General features: G+C 69.5%; 23 protein-coding genes, 1 tRNA gene, 1 pseudogene and 1 riboswitch. Of the genes and pseudogenes, 20 read left to right on the forward strand and 5 right to left on the reverse strand.

Annotated elements, in window-relative coordinates; genetic code table 11:
- Window positions 1–75 precede the first annotated feature (75 nt).
- Window positions 76–174, forward strand: a riboswitch (TPP riboswitch).
- The 14 genes and pseudogenes from thiM to M3E84_RS07345 form a co-directional block, all read left to right on the forward strand.
- Complete coding sequence (gene thiM, locus M3E84_RS07280; protein ID WP_259895552.1) at window positions 168–1,070, forward strand: hydroxyethylthiazole kinase; 903 nt, start codon at window positions 168–170, stop codon at window positions 1,068–1,070. Its footprint overlaps the riboswitch before it by 7 nt.
- On the forward strand, window positions 1,067–1,726 hold the full coding sequence (gene thiE / locus M3E84_RS07285) for a thiamine phosphate synthase (RefSeq protein ID WP_259895553.1): 660 nt from the start codon (window positions 1,067–1,069) through the stop codon (window positions 1,724–1,726). The genes thiM and thiE overlap by 4 nt, the downstream gene beginning before the upstream one ends.
- Entirely contained in the window at window positions 1,723–2,589 is an 867-nt protein-coding gene (gene thiD / locus M3E84_RS07290; RefSeq protein ID WP_259895554.1) for a bifunctional hydroxymethylpyrimidine kinase/phosphomethylpyrimidine kinase, read from the forward strand. Before thiE ends, thiD begins: the two co-directional genes overlap by 4 nt.
- Before the next feature lie 291 nt (window positions 2,590–2,880).
- On the forward strand, window positions 2,881–3,192 hold the full coding sequence (rplU, locus tag M3E84_RS07295; protein WP_137802548.1) for a 50S ribosomal protein L21: 312 nt from the start codon (window positions 2,881–2,883) through the stop codon (window positions 3,190–3,192).
- Between the two features lie 90 nt (window positions 3,193–3,282).
- Window positions 3,283–3,540, forward strand: a complete 258-nt coding sequence (gene rpmA / locus M3E84_RS07300; RefSeq protein WP_137802549.1) for a 50S ribosomal protein L27 — start codon at window positions 3,283–3,285, stop codon at window positions 3,538–3,540.
- Between the two features lie 227 nt (window positions 3,541–3,767).
- Window positions 3,768–5,372, forward strand: a complete 1,605-nt coding sequence (gene obgE, locus M3E84_RS07305) for a GTPase ObgE (protein WP_259895555.1) — start codon at window positions 3,768–3,770, stop codon at window positions 5,370–5,372.
- 111 nt (window positions 5,373–5,483) lie between these two features.
- Window positions 5,484–6,857, forward strand: a complete 1,374-nt coding sequence (proB, locus tag M3E84_RS07310) for a glutamate 5-kinase (protein ID WP_259895556.1) — start codon at window positions 5,484–5,486, stop codon at window positions 6,855–6,857.
- Window positions 6,858–6,978: 121 nt separating this feature from the next.
- Window positions 6,979–8,310: a glutamate-5-semialdehyde dehydrogenase gene (locus M3E84_RS07315; protein ID WP_396415583.1), complete on the forward strand. Its 1,332-nt coding sequence runs from the start codon at window positions 6,979–6,981 to the stop codon at window positions 8,308–8,310.
- Window positions 8,311–8,447: 137 nt separating this feature from the next.
- Window positions 8,448–8,696: a hypothetical protein gene (locus M3E84_RS07320; RefSeq protein WP_053447268.1), complete on the forward strand. Its 249-nt coding sequence runs from the start codon at window positions 8,448–8,450 to the stop codon at window positions 8,694–8,696.
- A 104-nt stretch (window positions 8,697–8,800) separates the two neighbouring features.
- Entirely contained in the window at window positions 8,801–9,448 is a 648-nt protein-coding gene (nadD, locus tag M3E84_RS07325; RefSeq protein WP_259895571.1) for a nicotinate-nucleotide adenylyltransferase, read from the forward strand.
- Window positions 9,449–9,505: 57 nt separating this feature from the next.
- The gene (locus M3E84_RS07330) at window positions 9,506–10,426 is read left to right on the forward strand and encodes a hypothetical protein (protein ID WP_259895557.1); all 921 of its coding nucleotides are present in this window, start codon (window positions 9,506–9,508) and stop codon (window positions 10,424–10,426) included.
- Between the two features lie 52 nt (window positions 10,427–10,478).
- Entirely contained in the window at window positions 10,479–10,868 is a 390-nt protein-coding gene (rsfS, locus tag M3E84_RS07335; RefSeq protein ID WP_259895558.1) for a ribosome silencing factor, read from the forward strand.
- Window positions 10,869–11,027: 159 nt separating this feature from the next.
- Window positions 11,028–11,100, forward strand: a tRNA-Ala gene (locus M3E84_RS07340).
- Between the two features lie 424 nt (window positions 11,101–11,524).
- A pseudogene (locus M3E84_RS07345) lies at window positions 11,525–12,235 on the forward strand (alpha/beta fold hydrolase); the annotation flags it as partial.
- On the opposite strand, the gene M3E84_RS07350 reads toward M3E84_RS07345, so the two are convergent.
- The 3 genes from M3E84_RS07350 to M3E84_RS07360 form a co-directional block, all read right to left on the reverse strand.
- Window positions 12,142–13,602 carry an NAD(P)/FAD-dependent oxidoreductase gene (locus M3E84_RS07350; RefSeq protein WP_259895559.1) on the reverse strand — a complete coding sequence of 487 codons (1,461 nt, stop codon included), beginning with the start codon at window positions 13,600–13,602 and terminating at the stop codon, window positions 12,142–12,144. The pseudogene M3E84_RS07345 and the gene M3E84_RS07350 overlap by 94 nt on opposite strands.
- Window positions 13,603–13,747: 145 nt before the next feature.
- Window positions 13,748–14,347 (reverse strand): cadmium resistance transporter, encoded by a 600-nt coding sequence (locus tag M3E84_RS07355; RefSeq protein ID WP_259895560.1) that lies wholly within the window; start codon window positions 14,345–14,347, stop codon window positions 13,748–13,750.
- Window positions 14,344–14,703: a helix-turn-helix transcriptional regulator gene (locus tag M3E84_RS07360; protein WP_259895561.1), complete on the reverse strand. Its 360-nt coding sequence runs from the start codon at window positions 14,701–14,703 to the stop codon at window positions 14,344–14,346. The genes M3E84_RS07355 and M3E84_RS07360 overlap by 4 nt, the downstream gene beginning before the upstream one ends.
- Before the next feature lie 196 nt (window positions 14,704–14,899).
- On the opposite strand from M3E84_RS07360, the gene M3E84_RS07365 reads away from it, so the two are divergent.
- The 4 genes from M3E84_RS07365 to M3E84_RS07380 all read left to right on the forward strand — a co-directional run bounded on the left by M3E84_RS07365 (window position 14,900) and on the right by M3E84_RS07380 (window position 18,808).
- The gene (locus M3E84_RS07365; protein ID WP_064847476.1) at window positions 14,900–15,502 is read left to right on the forward strand and encodes a recombinase family protein; all 603 of its coding nucleotides are present in this window, start codon (window positions 14,900–14,902) and stop codon (window positions 15,500–15,502) included.
- 1 nt (window position 15,503) lies between these two features.
- Window positions 15,504–16,910, forward strand: coding sequence for a Mu transposase C-terminal domain-containing protein (locus M3E84_RS07370; protein WP_259895562.1), 1,407 nt, complete (start codon window positions 15,504–15,506; stop codon window positions 16,908–16,910).
- A complete protein-coding gene (locus tag M3E84_RS07375; protein ID WP_259895563.1) occupies window positions 16,907–17,725 on the forward strand; it encodes an AAA family ATPase in 819 nt (272 codons plus the stop codon). Before M3E84_RS07370 ends, M3E84_RS07375 begins: the two co-directional genes overlap by 4 nt.
- Before the next feature lie 237 nt (window positions 17,726–17,962).
- Window positions 17,963–18,808 (forward strand): Ltp family lipoprotein, encoded by an 846-nt coding sequence (locus M3E84_RS07380; protein ID WP_259895564.1) that lies wholly within the window; start codon window positions 17,963–17,965, stop codon window positions 18,806–18,808.
- Window positions 18,809–18,874: 66 nt separating this feature from the next.
- On the opposite strand, the gene M3E84_RS07385 is transcribed toward M3E84_RS07380, so the two are convergent.
- Window positions 18,875–19,465: a sugar O-acetyltransferase gene (locus M3E84_RS07385; RefSeq protein WP_259895565.1), complete on the reverse strand. Its 591-nt coding sequence runs from the start codon at window positions 19,463–19,465 to the stop codon at window positions 18,875–18,877.
- A 367-nt stretch (window positions 19,466–19,832) separates the two neighbouring features.
- On the opposite strand from M3E84_RS07385, the gene M3E84_RS07390 reads away from it, so the two are divergent.
- Window positions 19,833–20,372 (forward strand): Ltp family lipoprotein, encoded by a 540-nt coding sequence (locus M3E84_RS07390; protein WP_259895566.1) that lies wholly within the window; start codon window positions 19,833–19,835, stop codon window positions 20,370–20,372.
- Window positions 20,373–20,465: 93 nt separating this feature from the next.
- Here M3E84_RS07390 and M3E84_RS07395 read toward each other — a convergent pair whose 3' ends face one another.
- A complete protein-coding gene (locus M3E84_RS07395; RefSeq protein WP_259895567.1) occupies window positions 20,466–20,891 on the reverse strand; it encodes a helix-turn-helix domain-containing protein in 426 nt (141 codons plus the stop codon).
- 113 nt (window positions 20,892–21,004) lie between these two features.
- Here M3E84_RS07395 and M3E84_RS07400 point away from each other — a divergent pair, with 113 nt between their 5' ends.
- Window positions 21,005–21,859, forward strand: a complete 855-nt coding sequence (locus tag M3E84_RS07400; RefSeq protein WP_259895568.1) for an SDR family oxidoreductase — start codon at window positions 21,005–21,007, stop codon at window positions 21,857–21,859.
- The last annotated feature ends 37 nt before the right edge of the window (window positions 21,860–21,896 follow it).

Below are 21,896 nucleotides of genomic sequence, written 5' to 3' on the forward strand. Positions count from 1 at the left end.
ACGGCCGCCTCCCCGAGCGGGGAGGCGGCCGTCGTCGTCTCCCAACAGAACAGCCGAATCATGCGTAGACTGAGCAGGCACGACACGGGGTGCCGCCCGAGCAGGCGGCTGAGAGAACACCCGTCGAACCTGAACTAGTTCGCACTAGCGGAGGGATTGTCGCCTTGATGCACAGTCACACCCAGAGTCCATCGCAGTCCGCCCACCAGCCCGTCTCGGAGCGGATGGCCCGGCTGCTCGAGCAGCTGCGCAGCACTCGCCCCCTGGTGCAGTGCCTGACCAATACGGTGGTCTCCAACTTCACCGCCAACGCCCTGCTGGCCCTCGGCGCTGCTCCGGCCATGACGGACATCCAGGGGGAGGCAGGGCCGTTCGCCGAGGTCGCCGACGGCATGCTGATCAACCTGGGCACCCCGGATCCCGAGCAGCGCGGCGCCATGCGCGAGGCCGCTGCCGCGCGGCAGGCCTCAGGCCGCCCCTGGGTGCTGGACCCGGTGGCGATCGGCTCGCTGCCGATCCGCACTGCCCTTGCCGCCGAGCTGCTGGAGTCCCGTCCGGCGGTGATCCGCGGCAACCCCTCGGAGGTCCTGGCTCTCACCGGAGGGGCCGGGGGCCGCGGCGTCGACACGACCGATGCCCCGGAGGCCGCCGTTCAGGCCGCCCGGCAGCTCGTATCGACCGGCAGCGCCGATGCCGTGGCCATCTCCGGGCCCGTCGATCTGATCGTCTCCTCCTCGGCGACGCTGAGCGTGCCGCACGGGCACGAGCTGCTGACCCAGGTGGTGGGCGGAGGATGCGCCCTGGGCTCCGTGATCGCGGCCTTCGCCGCCGTCGCGCAGGACCCCGCCGAGGCCGCTGCGGCCGGGAGCCTGGTCTGGGGGCTGGCGGCCGAGGACGCCGCCGATCGCTGCCAGGGTCCGGGGTCCTTCGCCGTGCACCTGCTCGACTCCCTGCACGGGCTGCGCCCCGAGGATGTCACCGAGCGCTGCCGTGTCGAGACGGACGATGCCTCGAGTGCCGCGGACGATATCGCCGCCGGAGCGGACCAGGCCGAGGAGGTCGGGCGATGAGCCGCCGATTCGACCCCGCCGCACTGTCGCTCTACCACGTCACCGACCCCCAGCTCAGCCGGCCTCGCAGCGTCCCCGAGGTCGCGCGATTGGCTGTCGAGGGCGGGGCGAGCATGATCCAGGTCCGAGCAAAGGACGCCTCCGGGCGCGAGCTGCTCGAACTGCTCGAGGCCGTCGTGTCCGCCGTGGACGGGAAGGCCCCGGTGGTCGTCGACGATCGCGTGGAGACCCACCTGGCCGCACGCGCCCGGGGGATCGTCTGCGACGGCGTCCACATCGGCCAGTCGGATCTGCCCCCGGAGGACGCCCGGCGCCTGTGCGGACCGGAGGCGATCATCGGGCTCTCTGCGGCCTCGCAGGACGAGATCGCAGCTGCCGCGGCACTGCCCGCGGGCACGGTGGACTACCTGGGCATCGGGGCGGTGCGGGCCACGGAGACCAAGCCCGACGCCCCGCAGCCGCTGGGCATCGACGGCTTCGCCCGGGCGCGAGCTCTGAGCCCCCTGCCTGCTGTGGCCATCGGCGGGATCCGGCCGGAGGACGTCGCGGGGCTGATGGCCGCCGGGGCCGACGGCGTGGCCGTGGTCTCCGGGATCTGCGCGGCCCCCGATCCGCGCCTGGCGGCGCAGACCTACCGGCGGGAGATGCAGCGATGAGCTCGACGACCTGGAGCACGACCAGCACGCGCGCCGTCCCGCGCGTCCTGTCGATCGCCGGCACCGATCCGACCGGCGGCGCCGGTCTGCATGCGGATCTGAAGACCATCAGCGTCCTGGGCGGCTACGGCATGGGTGCGGTCACCGCTGTCATCGCGCAGAACACCTGCGGTGTGCGCTCGATCCACACGCCGCCGCCGGAGGTGCTGAGAGATCAGCTGCTGGCCGTCTCCGACGACGTCGTCGTGGATGCCGTGAAGATCGGCATGCTGGGCAGCGCCGGTGCGGTCGAGGTCGTGGGGCAGTGGCTGCAGGAGAAGAAGCCGCCGCTGTGCGTCATCGATCCCGTCATGGTCGCCACCGCCGGTGGGACGCTGCTGGAGTCCGAGGCGCTCGGCGCCGTCCTGGAGTTGCTGGGCTCCGCCGACCTGGTGACGCCGAACCTCACGGAGCTCGCCTCCCTGCTGGACCGGGCGCCGGCGCAGGACTGGCCCGAGGCCCTCGAGCAGGGACGGCGCCTTGCAGATCAGCTCGGCGTGGCCGTGCTCGTCAAGGGCGGGCACCTGCCGGGGGAGCGAACCCCTGATGCGATGGTCGCGCCCGGGCAGGCGGAGCCGATGGCGCGGTGGGACGCAGCGCGGATCGACACGAGCTGCACCCACGGCACGGGCTGCTCGCTCTCGTCCGCGATCGCCGTGCTGGCCGCGCGGTCGGGGAACCTGCCCCAGGCGATCGGCGCGGCGCGGGTCTGGCTGCGCGGGGCGCTCGCCCATGCCGAGGAGCTCGAGGTGGGGCAGGGCAACGGCCCGGTGCACCACGGGCACCACCTGGGCCCGGCCCTGCGCGGGCTTCTCGGGACGTGATCCGCACGACGACTCGCGGGGGCCGAATGTCCTTGTCCGCGGCGGTGACGATGGAGTAGTCTCCCTGCTCAGTGTCATGCCGCATGACCCCTTGCGACACCGTCCATGTCGTGAGCGCGGGACTTCGGAAGGCACACCCGGGTGCAGCTCCTGACCGCTGAGAAGCCGCGTCGGCCGTACTGTCTCCATCCCACTGGCAGGCCGACGCTACGGTGATCTCGGCGTCGTCAGTCAGGCAGGAGCGTCTGCGCCCCCAGACAGTGATTTCTACTCGAGAGAAGTGAGTTCCCCGTGGTTTACGCGATTGTCCGCGCAGGCGGCCGCCAGGAGAAGGTTGCCGTCGGCGACCTCGTGACCCTCGACCGTGTCGCCGGTGAGGCCGGCAGCACCTTCGAGCTCCCCGCGCTTCTGCTCGTCGACGGCGACAAGGTGACCTCCGAGGCCGAGAAGCTCTCGGGCGTCAAGGTCACGGCCGAGGTCGTCGAGAACCTCCGCGGCCCCAAGATCCGCATCATGAAGTACAAGAACAAGACCGGCTACAAGAAGCGCCAGGGTCACCGTTCGGAGCTGACCACCGTGAAGGTCACCGACATCAAGGCCTGACCCCACCCGGTCACCCTCTCCACACTCCATGGGTCCGCCCGAGCCTTCCGCGGCTCGAACCGGACCGACTAGCGAAAGCAGGCAGCAGCCATGGCACATAAGAAGGGCGCAAGCTCCACCCGCAACGGCCGCGACTCCAACGCCCAGTACCTGGGCGTCAAGCGCTTCGGCGGCGAGTCCGTCAACGCCGGCTCGATCATCGTGCGTCAGCGCGGCACCCACTTCCACCCCGGTGAGAACGTGGGCCGCGGCAAGGACGACACCCTGTTCGCCCTGGCCACCGGCGAGGTGGCCTTCGGGACCAAGCGCGGCCGCAAGGTCGTCAACGTCCTCGCAGCGGCTGAGTGACCCGGTGACCGCTGCGGCACCCTGAACGGGGTGCTGCAGCGGTCACTCGACGCGGGGAGGACCCGCGTCACGCTCACCGGCAGGATGCAGAGGGTGGGTGCCACGTGCGCCCACCCTCTCTTCTGTCTCAGGACCCCGCAGGCTGACCGCCTGGCGGAACGCACATCGCGGCGCTTCCCGGCGCCGATCAGCTGCCGGCGCAGGACGCCGGACAAGGAGGGGAGACCATGGCCGAGTTCGTCGACCGAGTGGTGCTCCACGCAGCGGGCGGCAACGGCGGCCACGGCTGCGTGTCCGTCAGGCGCGAGAAGTTCAAGCCGCTGGGCGGACCGGATGGAGGCCATGGCGGCGACGGCGGCTCCGTGATCCTGCGGGTCGACGGCCAGTCCACCACGCTGCTGCCGTACCACCGCTCCCCGCACCGCTCCGCACCCAACGGCGGGCCGGGCATGGGAGATGACCGCAACGGGTTCAAGGGCGAGGACCTGATCCTCTCGGTCCCGGACGGCACCGTCGTGAAGGACCGCGACGGCGAGGTCCTGGCGGACCTGGTCGGCATCGGCTCCGAGTTCGTGGCCGCCGCCGGCGGTCAGGGCGGGCTCGGCAACGCGGCGCTGGCCTCTCCCAAGCGCAAGGCCCCGGGCTTCGCTCTGCTGGGCCTTCCCGGTGACGCCCGGGACATCGTGCTCGAGGTCAAGTCCCTGGCGGACATCGCGCTGGTGGGCTACCCGTCGGCCGGCAAGTCCTCTCTGATCGCTGCCATGTCCAAGGCGCGGCCCAAGATCGCCGACTACCCGTTCACCACGCTGGTGCCCAACCTCGGCGTGGTCGAGGCCGGGCAGTACCGCTACACCGTCGCCGACGTCCCCGGCCTGATCCCCGGCGCCTCCGAGGGAAAGGGCCTGGGCCTGGAATTCCTGCGCCATGTGGAGCGCTGCGCCGCGCTGGTGCACGTCATCGACTGCGCCACGCTCGAGCCCAACCGCGACCCCATCTCCGATCTGGAGGCGCTGGAGGCCGAGCTGGCCGCCTACGCGATCGACGGCAAGCTCGACGGCGGCCGCTCGATCCCGCTGCTGGAGCGCCCTCGTCTGGTGGTGCTCAACAAGATCGACGTCCCCGATGCCCGCGAGCTGGCCGAGTTCGTGCGCCCGGAGCTGGAGGAGCGCGGCTATCGCGTCTTCGAGGTCTCCACGGCCTCGCACGAGGGGATGAGCCTGCTGGGCTACGCCATGGGCGAGCTCGTCGAGCAGGGCCGTGAGGCCGAGGCCCCGGAGGAGACCGCACCGGCCGTGCTGCGGCCTGAGCCGCTGCGCACCCGTCGCGGCGGGAAGGTCGGGGTCCCCGACTTCACCATCACGCGCGAGGAGCGCGGCCTCGAGCCGCTGTGGCATGTGCGCGGCGAGAAGCCGGAGAAGTGGGTTCTGCAGACCGACTTCAACAACGAGGAGGCGGTGGGCTACCTGGCCGACCGCTTCGCCAAGCTCGGCATCGAGGACGAGCTGTTCCGCCAGAAGGCCCGACCCGGAGACGCCGTGCTGATCGGACCCGAGGAGGACGGCGTGGTCTTCGACTGGGAGCCCACCATGGTCGGCGGCGCGGAGCTGCTCGCGGCACCGCGCGGCACGGACCCGCGACTGCAGGACACCACGAGCCGTCCCACGCGCGAGCAGAAGCGCCGGGAGTTCTACGATCGGATGGACGCCAAGACCGCCGCGCGCGACGAGCTCGAATCCGAGCGCCTGGCCGGCGTGTGGACCGAATCCGTCGATGAGAAGCGCCGAGCCCGGCAGCAGGGCGACAGCCAGGGCCGGGACACGACCGAGGACTGAGCGCGGCTCTGCCGCAGCGCAGCACGACAGCATCACCCACGCGACACGCACGATCCACTGACCTCTTCAGATCTGCCCTGAGCACAGGGCGCAGGAAGGACACGGACAAGCATGGCGAAGGTCTTGCACAAGAACGACATCGACCGCATGGGCGGCGAGGCGGAGAAGTCCGTCGAGCAGATCAGCTCGGAGAACCGGGGCAAGAACCGGGTCTCGCCGATCACCAGCCCGTCGCAGATCCCCAGGGCTCAGCGGATCGTCGTGAAGGTCGGCTCGTCGTCGCTGACCAGCATCCAGAACTCGATCGACGAGGCCGCGATCCAGCGCATCGTCGCGGCGCTGGGCCAGCAGAAGAAGCGCGGCAAGGAGATCGTCTACGTCTCCTCCGGCGCGATCTCGGCCGGTCTGTCGCCGCTGGGCTTCGACAAGCGCCCCAAGGAGCTGGCCGCTCAGCAGGCAGCCGCCTCGGTGGGACAGGGTCTGCTGATCGGGCGCTACATCGACTCGCTGGCCCGCTACGACGTCCAGGTGGGCCAGGTCCTGGTCACGGCCGAGGACCTCATGAAGCGGCATCACTACCAGAACACGCACCGCCAGATCGAGCGGCTGCTGGACCTGGGCGTGCTGCCGATCATCAATGAGAACGACGCTGTGGCCACCCAGGAGATCAAGTTCGGCGACAACGACCGCATCGCCGCGCTGACGGCCAACCTGGTCAAGGCAGACGTCCTGCTGCTGCTCTCGGATGTGGACGCGCTGTACACCAAGCACCCCGATGAGGGCGGTGAGCGCATCTCGGTCGTCGAGGACCCGCTCAAGGACCTCGAGGGCGTCGAGATCGGCACCGTGGGCCGCGCGGGCGTGGGCTCCGGCGGCATGGTGACCAAGGTCCAGGCGGCCCGCATCGCCGCGGCCGGCGGCGTGCCGGCGCTGGTGACCTCCACGGCGAACATCGAGCGCGCCCTGGCCGGCGAGGACGTCGGCACGTGGTTCCTGCCCACGGGCGGGCGCCGCAACACCCGCCTGCTGTGGTTGGCGCACCTGGCCGACATCAAGGGCTCGCTCGTGCTCGACGACGGCGCCGTGAAGGCCATCGGCAAGCGCAAGTCGCTGCTGCCGGCCGGCGTGACCGAGGTCCGCGGCCGCTTCGCAGCCGGCGAGCCGGTCTCGCTGGTGAACTCCGAGGGCGAGGAGGTCGCCCACGGGCTGTCCAACTACGACTCCGAGGACATTCCGGACATGCTCGGGCGCACCACCCGGGAGATCGGCGAGGACCTGGGATCCCATTTCGAGCGCGAGCTGGTCCACGTGGACAACCTCGTGACCATCCGCCCGCGCTCGGCCAAGACCAAAGTGCGCCGCCGTGCCAGGACCCACTCCATGCCCAAGGTGAAGGCCAAGGACGGCGCCGGCGCGAGGTCCGCCTCACGCAAGCGCAGCACCTCCGACGCCGCGGACAAGCCCCGCAAGCGCAGGAGCGAGTGATCGCTCGTCGTGCTCGGGTGCGGAACAACGCGCCGGGCCGCTGTGCTGTGCTGAGCACGAAGACCACCGAAGCAGGATGAATCACGACCCCGCCGCGACGGCGGAGGAGGAGCACACCCTGATGAGCGAGAACACCACGAACGACACCGCCTCGACCGATGCCTCGGTCCGACTGACCCACGAGACCTTCGGCGAGGACCCTCAGGTGGCCGTCGGCCTCATGGCCGATGACGCCAAGGTCGCAGCCCGCACCCTGGCCACGGCCACCCGCTCGCGCAAGGACGCCGCGCTGGTGCACATCGCAGAGGCCATCGAGAAGTCCTCCGGGCGCATCATCGAGGCCAACCAGCGCGACATCGACCGCGGCCGGGAGAACGGGACCTCCTCGGCCCTGCTGGACCGCCTGGAGCTGGACGAGGACCGCATCAAGGGGCTGGCGGACTCGCTGCGTGAGCTGGCCGCGCTGCCGGATCCCGTGGGCACCATGGTGCGCGGCGAGACTCTGGCCAACGGCCTGCGCATGCGCCAGGTGCGCGTGCCCATGGGCGTCGTCGGCGCGATCTACGAGGCCCGTCCCAACGTGACGGTCGATATCGCCGGCATCGCCCTGAAGTCGGGCAATGCCGTCCTGCTGCGCGGCGGCTCCGCTGCCGCCGAGTCCAACCGCGTGCTCGTCGGGCTGATCCGCGATGCCCTGGCGGACAAGCGGCTGCCCGTGGACATCGTGCAGACCGTCGACGACTACGGCCGCGACGGAGCCACGGCGCTGATGTCGGCGCGCGGCAAGGTCGATGTGCTGATCCCTCGCGGGGGACACGGGCTGATCCAGTCGGTCGTGCAGAACGCCACGGTGCCGGTCATCGAGACCGGCGAGGGCAACGTGCACGTCTTCATCGATGCCTCGGCCTCCGAGAAGATGGCCGTCGAGGTCGCCGTGAACGCCAAGACGCACCGCACCTCCACGTGCAACTCCGCCGAGACGCTGCTGCTGCACAAGGACTCGACCGCCGGTGCCGCAGTGCTCGAGGCGCTGATCAAGGCGGGTGTGACGCTGCACGTCGACGAGCGCGCCGCGCAGCTGCTGCCGTCCGGGGCGGATCAGCCGGCGGCCACGGAGGAGGACTGGGAGACCGAGTACCTCGACATGCACATGGCCGTGAAGGTCGTGGACTCCCTGGACGAGGCGCTCGAGCACATCGAGAAGTACACGACCCGCCACACCGAGGCGATCGTGACGAACGATCTGGCCGCTTCCGAGAAGTTCATCGCCTCGATCGACGCCGCAGCCGTGATGGTCAACGCCTCCACGCGCTTCACCGACGGCGGTCAGCTGGGCCTGGGGGCGGAGATCGGGATCTCCACGCAGAAGATGCACGCCCGCGGACCCATGGGCCTCGAGGAGCTGACCACGACCAAGTGGATCGTGCAGGGCGACGGCCACATCCGTCCCTGACACCGGCAGACGGCCCGCGCGGGCCGGAGGCTGGCTGGGCGCAAGCTGAGCCGAAGCCGCGAACGGGGCTCCTGGACCGCTACCATGGTGGGTGACCAGGAGCCCCGCGCGCGTGCGGGGAGACAGAAGGGAAGACCATGCAGCAGACCTCAGTGCTGATCCAGGCTGCCGAGGGCGGCCACCACATCGTCAACGAGCTGCCGGTGGATGGGCCGTGGTTCGGCATCGTGGCCTTCATCGTGTTCATGCTGCTGCTGATCACCACCCTGACCTTCGGCCCTCGCAGCCAGTCGCCGGACGAGACCGACCACCACGTGGACCCGGCACAGCTGCCGGCCGACGAGGCCGCCATGCTGGCCAGCTACTCGGCCAAGCGCGGGCACTGAGCACAGCAGGACACCCCGGGCACCCCGTGTCGGAGACCTCCGAGCTGAGCATCGTCGCCGAGCGCAAGGCGCAGGACCCAGCGCGCGCTCGGGCCCCGCAGGGGATCCAGGTGCCGACGCGGCGTCCCGGGCGCACACGCCTCGGTGTCATGGGCGGCACGTTCGACCCCATCCACCACGGGCACCTGGTCGCCGCCTCGGAGGTCGCCTCGGTGTTCGACCTGGATGAGGTCGTCTTCGTCCCCACCGGCCAGCCCTGGCAGAAGTCCGGCTCCGAGGTCTCGGGCGCCGAGCACCGCTATCTGATGACCGTGGTCGCCACGGCGGCCAACCCTCGCTTCAGCGTCTCGCGCGTGGACATCGATCGCCACGGGCCCACGTACACCGTGGACACCCTGCGGGATCTGCATGAGCTGCGTCCGGATTCGGACCTGTTCTTCATCACCGGCGCGGACGTCCTCAGCGAGATCCTCTCCTGGCACGGCGCGGAAGACATCTGGGAGCTGGCGCACTTCGTCGGCGTCACGAGGCCCGGCCATGAGCTCAGCGTCCCCGAGGGCGCCGGCGATGTCGTCCTGCTGGAGGTCCCCGCCATGGCGATCTCGTCCACGGACTGCCGCGCGAGGGTGCGCAGCGGTCAGCCCGTCTGGTATCTGGTGCCGGACGGCGTGGTCCAGTACATCGGCAAGTACGGTCTCTACCGCCCCGGGGAGGACCAGCACTGGCCGGCCGACACCCTCGGCACACCCTGAAGCCCCACACCTTCTTCCAGCCGCCCGCAGATGCGGGCGAGCAGATTCGAGGCACCGATGAGCGACGGCCGGTTCGCACAGGACAGCGACGCCGCACCGGACGACGTCACCATCCCGGATCCCACCGACCCTGATCAGCAGGGCCTGAACCCGCCGGCGCCGATCATCGACCTGGGCGGTGACATCGCCGCGGGCCCGAGCCGCCCCCTGGGTCCGCGTCGTCTGGCGCTGCTGCGCGAGCAGATGGCCGAGCACCAGCAGGAGATCGAGCGCTCCGGTGCGGATGATCCTTCGCACGTGGATCCCGTGCTGGCGCAGAAGCAGCGGCGCATGGCCGAGCTCGCCTCCCGCGCCGCGATCTCCTCCGAGGAGGACCGCCAGCTCGCCGACGAGGCGATCGCCCAGACGCAGAGCATCCGGCCCATCACGGACGAGTACCTGGCCTCTCTCGACGAGCAGGAGGCCCACGAGACCCAGCCCGGGACGTCCTCTCTCGAGGAGGCGCCCGAAGAGGTCGCGGAGCAGGTCGAGCAGCCGGACCGGGGCTCTGATGAGGCTCCGAGCGACCCCGTGATCCAGGCGACGCCGTGGAGCGAGCCCGTTCCGGTCGTGCCGGCATCTGAGCCCGCCGATGAGCCGGCGCGCGATGACCTCGAGGAGTCGTCGGAGACTGCTCAGCCGAGCGACTCCGCCGAGCCGGGCGAGGAGCACGTGTCCTCCCTGGAGTCCGCGCAGGACGCGGAAGCGGAAGAGACCGAGGAGACCTCGACGCAGGCATCCGCGGCGCAGCCCGATGCCGCCGCCGAAACCGAGCAGGCGCCGTCGGAGCCCGTGCGCGCCGTCAATGCCCAGGGCCTGCAGCTGATGGATCCCAAGGACTACCGCACGCCGTCGGACTGGCGCACGCCCGTCCTGACGATCGCGGCGATCCTGGTCCTGGTGCTGCTCGCGGTCCTGATCATCTTCTTCATCCTCTGAACCAGACACACACGAGAATCCATCGCCGACGGCGATCGAGAGGAAGCACTGCATGACCATTCCCGAGACCTCCCTGGAGTACCTCCGCACGGCGGCGCGCGCCGCCGATGACAAGAAGGCCGAGAACATCGTGGCCATCGACGTGAGCGAGGCGCTGGCCATCGTCGATTCGTTCCTGATCGCCTCGGCTCCCAATGAGCGCCAGGTGGCCTCGATCGTCGATGCGATCGAGGAGGAGCTGCAGGACAAGCACGATCTGAAGCCCATCCGCCGCGAAGGCCGCGCCGAGGGCCGCTGGGTGCTGCTCGACTTCGGCGACGTCGTCGTGCACGTCCAGCACGACGAGGAGCGGGCGTTCTACGCGCTCGAGCGCCTGTGGGGCGATGCTCCCGCCATCGACCTGGGCCTGGCCGAGGCCGCGGCGGAGCCGTCGGCAGGCTGATCCGGCAGGGGAGCGGCGGCCGATTTGCGCGGCCGCCGAGCGTCCTCTACTATTTAACGCGTTGCCGAACGGGAGACGAACCCAGCGGGAACGGGCAGGAACTCTCGATGAGGGATTCAGTCCGAGAACGTGGTAGAGTTTCCGGGTCGGAAACGGCAAGGGGCTGTGGCGCAGCTGGTAGCGCATCTGCATGGCATGCAGAGGGTCAGGGGTTCGAGTCCCCTCAGCTCCACCGAAGGAACACGAAGGGCCGCACCGGGTGGTGTGGCCCTTCGTCGTTGCCCTGATGATGTCGCTCTGGATCATCGGGTCAGGGGCAGGAGGGCGCCGAGGGGACGCATCTGAAGGCCTTCGGTGCCTGAGGCACGGCCGAAGAGTCCCCCTTGGCGTCGACCTGCGATCGCTCCCGGGCCGGGGTGCAGATGGCGGTCGGCGACGTCCGCCTGGACACGCCCCCGATCCCGCCGGTGCGCGGGGACGTGCTCACGGGACCAGCGCCCGATGCGCGGCAGATCCGCCATGGAGATGGCCGCAGCGGAGAAGCCCGGGGGATCTCAGGGGGCGGACAGCGGCGCATCGCTGCATCCGGGCAGCTGAGGCGTTCCTCTCAGAGGACGGTCTTGGCTCTAGGCCCCGCCGGAGTACGGTGGTCTGCCATGAGCGAGGAGCCGCGGCAGGAGGACAAACGGGTCGGGACCGTGGAGACCGCAGACGGCGCGCGGCTGCAGTGGGCGTCGTATGGCGAGGGCCCCGGTCTGCTGCTGATCGCGGGTCAGGCCACCACCCACCTCAGCTGGCTGCATGTGCTGCCGCAGCTGGCGCGTAGACGGCGGGTCGTGGTCTTCGATCATCGCGGCGTGGGGCGCAGCACGCTGGGGGAGCCGGACGGGCTCAGCACACGGGCGCTGGCCCAGGACGCGCTCGCCGTGATGACGGATGCCGGTCTGGAGCGCGCGGATGTCTACGGCCATTCGATGGGCGGGCGCATCGGTCAGTGGCTGGCGATCGATGCGCCCGAGCGCGTGCGTCGGCTGGTCCTGGCCAGCACCACCGGAGGCGACCGTCGGGACGGCCCGCGCGGACCGGGGATCGACGCCGCCCTGGCCTCCGGTGACCGCAGGACCATGACGCCGCTGTTCTTCACCGACGGCTTCGCAGCCCAGCATCCAGATGTCGTCGAGCAGTTCTTCGCCCGCGACGCCGATCTCACCGCACGCCGAAGGCACTTCCAGGCCAGCCGCGGCCACGACGCCTGGGGCGACCTGCCCCGGATTCAGCCGCCCACGTTGGTGCTGCACGGAGCCGACGACCAGGTGACACCTCCTGACAGCGCCCGGCGCCTCGCCGAGCTCATTCCGAGTGCCCAGCTGCGGATCCTGGAGGGACAGCGCCACTGCCCGCACCTGGAGTCGACGGAGGCGCTGGAGGCCGTGGAGGAGCTCCTGGCGGCTGACTGATCTTCCGGGGTCGCCGGTGCGCCGACCGGGCTGCCGCTGTCTGAGGCGCTCTCGCCCGAATACGGCTGCAGCTCGCCGAGCACCTCGTTCAGCGCCTCCGTGCTGGAGGGGTGGGTCCAGATGCCGTTCATCAGCTCGTCCGCGGTGACCTGGACCCGGAGGGCCAGGGCCACCAGATTGATCAGCTCCTGGGAATCGATGCAGAACAGCGAGGCGCCCAGCACCTGCCGGGTCTGCGCGTCGACGGTGAAGGTGATGACGCCGTCGGTCTCGCCCACGATCTTGGGCCGCGGCATGGCCGCAATCGAGGCCACGTCCTTGGCCGCGTAGAGAACCGAGTGCCCTGCACGCACGGCTTCCTCCGGGCCCATGCCCACCTGGGACAGCGGGGGAGTGAGGAACGTCGTGCTCGGCACGGCCACGCGGTCGGCGCGGCTGCGCTGCCCGGAGCCGATGAGCTGATCCCAGACGATGCGGTGGTCGTCCAGGGAGATGTAGGTGAACTGCGGGCCGCCGTTGACGTCGCCCACCGCGTACACGCCCTCCGCGCTCGTGCGCAGCTGATCATCGACCGCCACGAAGCTCCGGTCGTCGGTCTCGATGCCGGCTGCCTCCAGGTTCAGGTCGGCGGTGGCCGGGGTGCGGCCTGCAGCCACCAGCACGGCATCGGCCTGGACCAGGCCGTCGGCCAGCTCCAGCACGAGGGCCTCGCCGTCCTGCCGGATCTGTTGTACTCGGGCGCTCTGCCGCACGACGACGCCCGACTTCGTGAGCACCTGGTGGACCGACTCCGCCACGACAGGCCCGGCGCGGCGCAGGAAAGGCTCGCCGGAATCCAGCACGGTGACCTGGGAGCCGAAGTGCTGGAACATCTGGGCGAACTCCAGTCCGATGAACCCGCCGCCGATGATCGCCAGGCGCTGCGGCAGGGGATCCGCGTGCTGGATGGACGTCGAGTCGTAGACCCGAGGCAGATCGATGCCGGGGATGTCCGGGCGCGCGGGCACGGCACCGGTGCCCAGCACGACCGTCTCCGCGGTGATGATCAGCTCGCCGTCGGCCGTGTCCACCGCGACCTTCCGCGGGCCGATGAACCGAGCGGTTCCGTCCACCAGCTCTGCCTGGCCCTCGAGCATCCTGTGGTTGGCCGCATTGAGCTTGCCGATCAGCGATTCGCGCCCGGCCACAGCCTGCGTGAAGTACTCCTGCGCTTGCTCCTTCGCGGACTCTGCCCGTGCGGGTCGAGGGGTGTGACTGTTGCAGGTATGTGGCGGCATTCTTGCTGAGATACGTGGCGGCAAGGGCCGTCCATCCAGGAACGACACTTTCCGCAAGCTGGGGCCAGCAACGATCGCCAGGACGTTGGCATCGACAATGGCCGGAGATCTCTTTGTGGTGGAGGCTGCCGATCAGGAAGCGTGGTTAGAAACCGAAGGCCCCGCCGCTGACCAGGATGAAGAAACCCAGGCCGATCAGCACGATGGGGAACAGGATGTGTTCCCAGCGCTCCAGGACCTCGGCGATCGGTCGGCGGGTGGCGACGAACTTGGCCAGGCCCACCAGCACCGCGACCAGGGCCAGGAACACGATGCAGTAGGCAGCCACAGCCCCCGGGCCGACGCTGAGGAAGACCGGGACGTAGACCCCGATGTTGTCCCCGCCGTTGGCGAAGGTCACCCCGGCCACGGTCCAGGCGGCGACGTTCTTGCCCTCGATCTTGGCGTCGTCATCATCGTCTTCGCCCCCGCGCCACCCCTGCCAGGCTGCCCAAAGCCCCAGACCCAGCGGGATGAGCCCAAAATAGGGGATGACTCCCGGGGGCAAGAACGCCCCCGCGCCCAGCGACACGAGCACGGCCGCAGCCAGGATGCCGACGAACCCGAGGTACTGGCCGACCAGAATCCGGGCGGTGGTCCCGCGCTGCCCCGCGCCACGGCCGAAGAACAGAGAGAGCACGATGATGTCGTCGATGTTGGTAACCAGGAACAGGCCGATCGCCTGGAAAATTGAGGACAGGATCAAGCGCCCACTCCCGTCTCGCAGCAGCTGGGCACGGGGCAGGCCGGGTCCAGGCACGGGGCACTCTCATCCACCGCGAGGGTGACCTCGACCAGAGCGGTCAGCGCCCGCGCCAGGTGTGCATCGGCGATCTCGTACCGGGTCTGGCGGCCCTCGGCCACGGCGACCGCGATCCCGCAGTCCCGCAAGCACGCCAGGTGGTTCGACACGTTCGACCGGGTCAGCCCCAAGTCCCGCGCCAGTTCGGCCGGGTAGGCCGGCCGTTCCAGCAAGGTCATCAGGATCCGCGACCGGGTGGGGTCGGCCATCGCCCGGCCCAACCGGTTCATCACGTCAACACGAGAGGCAATAGTCAGCATTTACTGAACTATACAGTATGAGCTGAACTTACAGTGTCGCCTCGTAAAGCTATAGGTTGATTAGACGTTCAGCGCGCGGTTGGCCTCAGGTTCACTCCCTGCGTGAATGGGCACCCGGGAGTGTCTCGCTAAGTCGTCTCGACGAAAAGCGCCTCAGGGTGGTGACTTCCAGGACTTTCTGCACCATGCTGGGGGTATGAGGCAGCTGGGATACACCCGCGTGAGTACGGCAACTCAGGATGCGCAGCTGCAAGTCGATGCGCTGGTGGATGCCGGGGTGCAGAAGCGGGACGTGTTCTCGGATGTGACCTCGGGTAGCCGGACCGCGATCGAGCGACCGGGGATGAAGCGGCTGCTCGACTACGCCCAGGACGGTGACACCGTGGTGGTCTGGCGTATCGACCGGCTCGGCCGGTCCCTCATCGATGTCCTGAACACGGTCACGCTGCTACGCGGGCAAGGCGTGAAGATTAGATCGGTCTCGGACGGAATCGACCCGGAGACGACGTCGGGCCGGATGATGATGGGCATGCTCGCCACGTTGGCCGAGTATGAGCGCGAGCTGATCACCGAACGTGTCAATGCCGGGATCGCCGCGGCGAAGCAGAACGGTACCCGCTTCGGCCGACCTCCGGTCGACCCGGCCGTGGTCGCAGAGAAGCTCGACATCGCCGCCGATGCGCGCGCGAAGGGCCGCACCGCCGAAGACGCCGCCCGACTCGTCGGCTGGTCGCGGGCGACGCTGTATCGCCACCAGCAGGCGGCCCGCGCCCGAGCAGCTGTCGCCGAGCAGGTGTGAGATGGACGGGGCGGCGCGGTGGCGCATCCTGCGGCTGCACGTCGAGGACGGCATCGCGCTGACCGCCCTGGCCCGCGAGACCGGGATCGGGCTGCGCACCTTGGAGCGCTGGCACGCCCGCTACCGCATTGACGGGTATGCGGGCCTGAGCACAGGACAGCGCTCGGATGCCGGTACTCACCATTTTCCCGCGGAACTCGTGCGGTTGATCGAGGGCCTGGCGCTGAGCAAACCCCGCCCCGCGATCGCCACTCTCCACCGCGGGGTCACCCGTATCTGCGGTACCCGAGGGTGGCCGGTGCCTTCCTACGGCGTGGTCCGCTCGATCGTGGCGGCCCTGGATCCGGGAATGGTCACTCTCGCCCTGGAGGGCGCGGGGTCCTACCGTGACAAGTACGAGCTGGTGTTGCGCCGGCAGGCCGAGCACCCGAATGCGATGTGGCCGAGCGACCACACGTTGCTCGACATCCTCGTGGTGGGCACCGACGGCAAGCCCGCCCGGCCGTGGCTGACGGCGATCATTGACGATTGCTCCCGCGCGATCTGCGGCTACACCGTCTTTCTCGGTGCGCCCTCGGCGATGAACACTGCGCTGGCGCTGAGGCAGGCGATCTGGCACAAGCCCGACCCGGCGTGGCCGATGTGCGGCCTGCCGGACGTGCTCTACGTCGACCACGGCAGCGACTTCATCAGCCACCACCTCACCCGCACCACCGTCGACCTCCATATACGGCTGATCCACTCCACCGTCGCCCGCCCCCAGGGCCGCGGCAAGATCGAACGGTTCCTCGGCACCGTCAACACCGAGCTTCTCGCTGAACTGCCCGGCTACATCACCGAGGGCCACCTTGCTCCGACGCCGAAGCTGTCGCTGGCCGAGCTCGACAGCGCCCTGGAGGGGTTCGTGGCCACCTACAACGACCGGTCGCACAGCGAGCTTGACACCTCGCCGCGCAGTGCGTGGATCGCCGAGGGCTGGCTGCCGCGCATGCCCGAGAGCCTCGAAGATCTCGACGGGCTGCTGCTCACGGTTGCCCAGTCCCGGGTGGTGCACCGCGATGGCATCCGCTTCCAGGGGCTGCGCTACGTCTCCCCGACGCTGGCCGGCTACGTCGGACGGCCCGTGGTGATCCGCTACGACCCGCGCGATATCACCGAGATCCGCGTCTTTGACCATGACGAGTTTCTCTGCAAGGCCGTGAACCAGGAGCACCAGGCCCAGAAGATCGGCCTCAAGGAGATCCAGGCTGCCCGCAACGCCCGCCGCCGAGCCCTGCGCCAAGGTATCAATGAACGCATCGCCGTCGTAGCCGCACACACCACCGAGGCGCCGCCGACAGCCGAGCCGCCGGCCCCCGCGCCAGCACCGAGGCGGAAGCTGAAGGTCTACAGGGAGGACCTGATGTGAGCCAGCGCTTCATCGTCACCAAGGAGCACCGCCGCTTCACCGAGTTCGCCTACGCTGTGCGCCGCGGCCACACCATCGGCCTGTGCTTCGGACCGGCCGGGGTGGGTAAGACGCTGTCCGCGCGTCGCTACGCACACTGGGAAAAGGCCTACGACCTGCTGACCAACTGGGGGCCGCGCGCCGACAGCGACGCCAAGGTCTACGCCGCCCTGGCTCGGAGTCGTACCGTGCTCTACACCCCCAGCGTGCTCACCACCCCACGGGTGCTCAAGGACGAACTGGACCAGGCCATCACCCGCACCAACATCTGCATCGAGCAGCACCTGGAGGCGATCGGCCAGATCACCTCGCAGTCGTGGGGATGGCGGCACGACAGGAACCACGTGCAGCTGGTGATCGTCGATGAGTCCGAACGGCTCCTCCCCACCGCGCTGGAGCTGCTGCGCGATCGCTACGACCGCGACAACATCGCTCTGATCCTGATCGGCATGCCTGGGCTGGAGAAGCAGTTCAGTCACTACCCGCAGTTCTACAGTCGTGTCGGCTTCGCCCACCAATACCGACCCCTGGGCACGGACGAGCTGCTGTTCGTCCTCCAGCGTCACTGGCGCTCCCTGGGCAAGACCCTCGACCCCGAAGACTTCACCGACGCTCAGGCCATCGCAGCCATCACCCGCATTACCCGCGGGAACTTCCGACTGCTGGAGAGGCTCCTCTCGCAGATCGAGCGCGTCATGAAGATCAACGAGCTCGACACCATCACCAACGATGTCATCGAAGCAGCCGCCAGCACCCTCGTCATCGGTACCACCTGAGGCCGCTACGAAGCATCAACAGAACCCCGCCATTTACCGGCAAGAGTCACAGAGGGGGCCTATGAGGCGGTGCGACGGGCTGATGCGATGACGGTACGCGCGGCCCTGACGCCGGCCGCGGTGCGATGGCCGTAGCGCCGGCTGATATGTGATGGAATGCACATGACCTCTCATATGGCCGCACCAGGCGCCGTGGCGGGTGGGTCCATCGGACGAGCAGACACGAGCGGAGCGGACATGGGACTCGGACAGCGCAGGATCAGTGCAGCGGTCACGACGGGTCTGGCGGCCATGCTGCTGCTCAGCGCGTGCGGGGCGGGTGATGATCCGGAGGCCTCGGCCAGCTCCTCGTCCTCCGCTTCGAGCTCGTCGGAGGCGAGCGCCTCGGAGCCCACGCAGACGGCTGCGGCGAGCGCATCGCCGACCGAGACGGCAGAGCCCAGCCCCGAGCCGACCACGCCGGTGCCGACCACGCCGGAGGCGACCACGCCGGAGGCGACCCCTGCCGCCGATCCGACGGAGGACTACACCCCTGGTCCGCGCGAGGGCGAGGTCCCCGTGCCGGCGGATATCGGCGAGGATCCCTTCGCCGAGGACGCAGCAGCAGACGGCGCCGCACCGGGAGCGGGCACCTCGGACGGCACGGGGGGAGCAGGTACGGCCCAGGGTGGTGCCGCCGCCGTGGCCCAGGACTACCTGAGGTTCACGTCCTTCTCGCGCAGCGGTCTGATCGACCAGCTCGAGTACGAGGGCTACACGACGTCAGAGGCGACGACGGCCGTCGACTCCCTGTCGGTGGACTATTCCGAGCAGGCCGCCCAGTCCGGGCAGGACTATGTGGATCTGATGGGTTTCAGCCGCTCCGGGCTGGTCGATCAGCTGATCTTCGACGGCTACACCCCGCAGCAGGCTGAGGCCGGGGTCTCGGCCTTGAGCGTGGACTACACCCAGGAGGCCGTCGAATCTGGGCAGAGTTACCTGGATCTGTCTCCGATGTCCCGCTCCGGTCTGATCGATCAGCTCGTCTTCGGGGGCTACACCCCGGAACAGGCAGCATCGGCCGCGGATCAGCTGGGCCTCTGAGGCATCTGCGGCCTTCCCCGTTCCGGAAGGCCTGGCGCCGGGCCGCGCTTGAGATCAGCCGCGGTCTCAGGCGCTCGGGATCTGGCGGATGACCTTGGCGGGGTTGCCGACGGCGATCACGTTCGCGGGCAGGTCCTTGGTGACCACGGATCCGGCGCCCACCACGGTGTTCTCGCCGATGCTCACGCCGGGGCACACGATCACACCGCCGCCGAGCCAGACGTTGTCGCCCAGCGTGATCGGCTCGGCGGCCTCGAGCTTGTCCCGGCGGGGTCCGGGCTCCACAGGGTGCGTGGGAGTCAGCAGCTGGACGTTGGGACCGAGCTGACAGTCCTCCCCGATGGTGATCGGCGCGACGTCCAAGGCGGTGAGGTTGAAGTTCACAAAGGACCGGGCGCCGATGCTGATGCGGCTGCCGTAGTCCACATAGAGCGGGGGACGCACGGTCGCATCCTCGCCCAGGTGCCCGAGCAGCTCCTGGAGCAGCTCGCGGGAGCCGGGATCGACGTCGACGACGGCGCGGTGGAAGGTATCGGAGAGGCGAGTGGCGCGGCGGGAGGCTTCAGCGAACTCGGGGCCGTCGGCGATGTATGGGTCGCCGTCGAGCATGCGCTGCCAGTGGCTTCGGTCGTCTCCTGCGAAGTGCTCGTTCGTCATACTCCGAAGGCTACGCGGCGCCGCCGAAGTCCCGCGGAGGATTGCTGGGCAAGCGCCCCATCCTGCCCCTGAAGATGCGATGCAATCCATATCATCCGCTTCGGGGGGGCGCTGATCTTCGGTGCGATCCGAGGCCTCACTTCATCGCCGAGGAGCACAGCAGCCATGGGACAGCGCGTCCGCAGGACCACCGCAGGGATCGCAACGGGACTGGCCGCCGTGCTGCTGCTCAGCGCCTGCGGCTCGGGGGAGGATGCCGAGAAGGACTCGACGTCCTCCGCTTCTGCCTCGTCCTCGTCGAGCGCTGAGCCGACCAAGACCGAGACGCCTTCCGGGTCCGCCACGCCGTCACCCTCCGATTCGGCCGATGAACCTGCCACCGAGGCGGACTCCGACCGAGGCTCAGGATCCTTCCGCCGGGCCGGCTCCGGACGAGACTCCTGTCCCGGCGGACGTCGGGCAGGACCCCTTCGCCGAGGAGTCGGGCGTCGGCCCGGCCCCGGGCGAGGTCCCGGTGCCGGCGGAGGTCGGTCAGAACCCGTTCGGCGAGGACGCCTCCGCAGGCGGCCCCTGGGCTGTGCCGCAGGGCGCGGCGACGGCGGCTGTGGATGGGCTGACCGTGGATTACGCCCAGCAGGCCGCTGGAAGTGCACAGAGCTACATCGACATGCCCGGCTTCAGCCGCTCCGGGCTGGTCGATCAGCTCGTCTATGAGGGCTACACCCCTGACCAGGCCGAATCCGGGGTGAGCAGCCTGAGCGTGGACTGCTCGGAACAGGCGGGCCGGTCGGCACAGAGCTGTCTGGATCTGATGCCGATGTCGCGCGCGGAGCTCGTGGATCAGCAGATCTACGAGGGGTACACGCCTGACGAGGCCGCCGCAGGAGCGGACAGCGCCGGTCGGTGAAGCGCAGATCGGCGACGGGCCGGCAGGTGGCCTGACGGTCCCAGGCCTGTGGGGCCGAGATCGACGGCTGCCGACGACGACTGCGCGGGCTGGTCACGCGCAGTCGTCGTGCTCCTTCCGGGCCTCCAGCACGGCGGGCAGATCCGCCTCGATCGTGGTGATGAGCGCAATGAGAGGCTCGGCCACGGCCGTGCCGAGCTCCGTCAGGGCGTAGTCCACGTGCGGCGGGATGGCGCTGTGCACGGTTCGCACCACCAGGCCGTCGTGCGCGAGCTCGCTGAGGGTCTGGGAGAGCATGCGGTCGCTGATCCCCTCGATGGCCCGGCGCAGCTCGCCGAAGCGCGCAGGGCCCTCCCTGCGGAAGAGCGCGACCATGGTGAGGGCGCCCCATCGGCCCGTGACGTGATGCAGCACCGAGCGCGACGCACAGGCCTTCGCCATGACGTCCGCGCCGAGCTCGGCCGACGGCTGCGCGGCCTGCCTGTGCTCGGATCCTGGTGTCGTCTTCTGCGCTGCCATGTCCTCCACTGTATCGGCAGCGCTATCCGATGTGACGGCGCATGACAATCCAAAGTGCTCACGAAAAGTAAGTGCTACGGTTCGGAGGAACACCCACACCGAAGGAGATCATCATGAGCATCGCAGTCACGGGAGCCACCGGCCAGCTGGGCCGTCTCGTCATCGAGTCCCTCATCGAGCGCCAGGTCGCGCCGGAGGAGATCGTCGCCGTCGTGCGCAATGCCGACAAGGCGCAGGACCTCGCCGACCGCGGTGTCCGGGTCGCGGTCGCCGCCTACGAGGACGCCGACGCCCTGAAGGCCGCTCTGGAGGGCGTGCAGCGCCTGGTGATGGTCTCCGGCAGCGAGATCGGCAAGCGCGTGGCGCAGCACTCCAACGTCATCCAGGCTGCTCAGGCGGCCGGTGTGCAGCTGATCGCCTACACGTCGCTGCTGGGTGTCGAGACCTCGACCCTGAACCTGGCCCCCGAGCATCGGGAGACCGAGCAGCTGCTGGCCGAGTCCGGCATCGGCCACGTGCTGCTGCGCAACGGCTGGTACTGGGAGAACTACGCCTCGGCGATCGCCCCGGCCCGCGAGTACGGGAAGATGTTCGGGGCCGCCGGAACGGCCCGTGTGAACGGGGCCGCGCGCAGGGACTACGCCGAGGCCGCCGCGGCCGTGATCACGATGGAGGCCCAGGAGGGCCGAGTCCACGAGCTGGCCGGCGACCCTGCCCTGAGCTACCCCGAGATCGCTGCGCGCATCGGCGGGCTGCTCGAGCGCGAGGTCGACTACATCGATCAGACCGTCGAGGAGTACGCCCAGGTCCTGCAGCAGGCCGGGCTGCCGGAGCAGGTCGCCGGGTTCGTCGCCGAGATGGACCGCGGGATCGCCGACGGCGCCCTGGAGTCAGACAGCAGGGATCTGCAGACCCTGCTCGGGCGCCCGGCCACCACGATCGCGCAGGCGCTCGCGGACTCCGTCTGAGCTGAGCAGGTGCGCCCGGGGCCGGGAGCACCGAGGG

Source organism: Kocuria sp. p3-SID1428, from assembly GCF_025149945.1.
Taxonomy (GTDB): Bacteria; Actinomycetota; Actinomycetes; order Actinomycetales; family Micrococcaceae; genus Kocuria.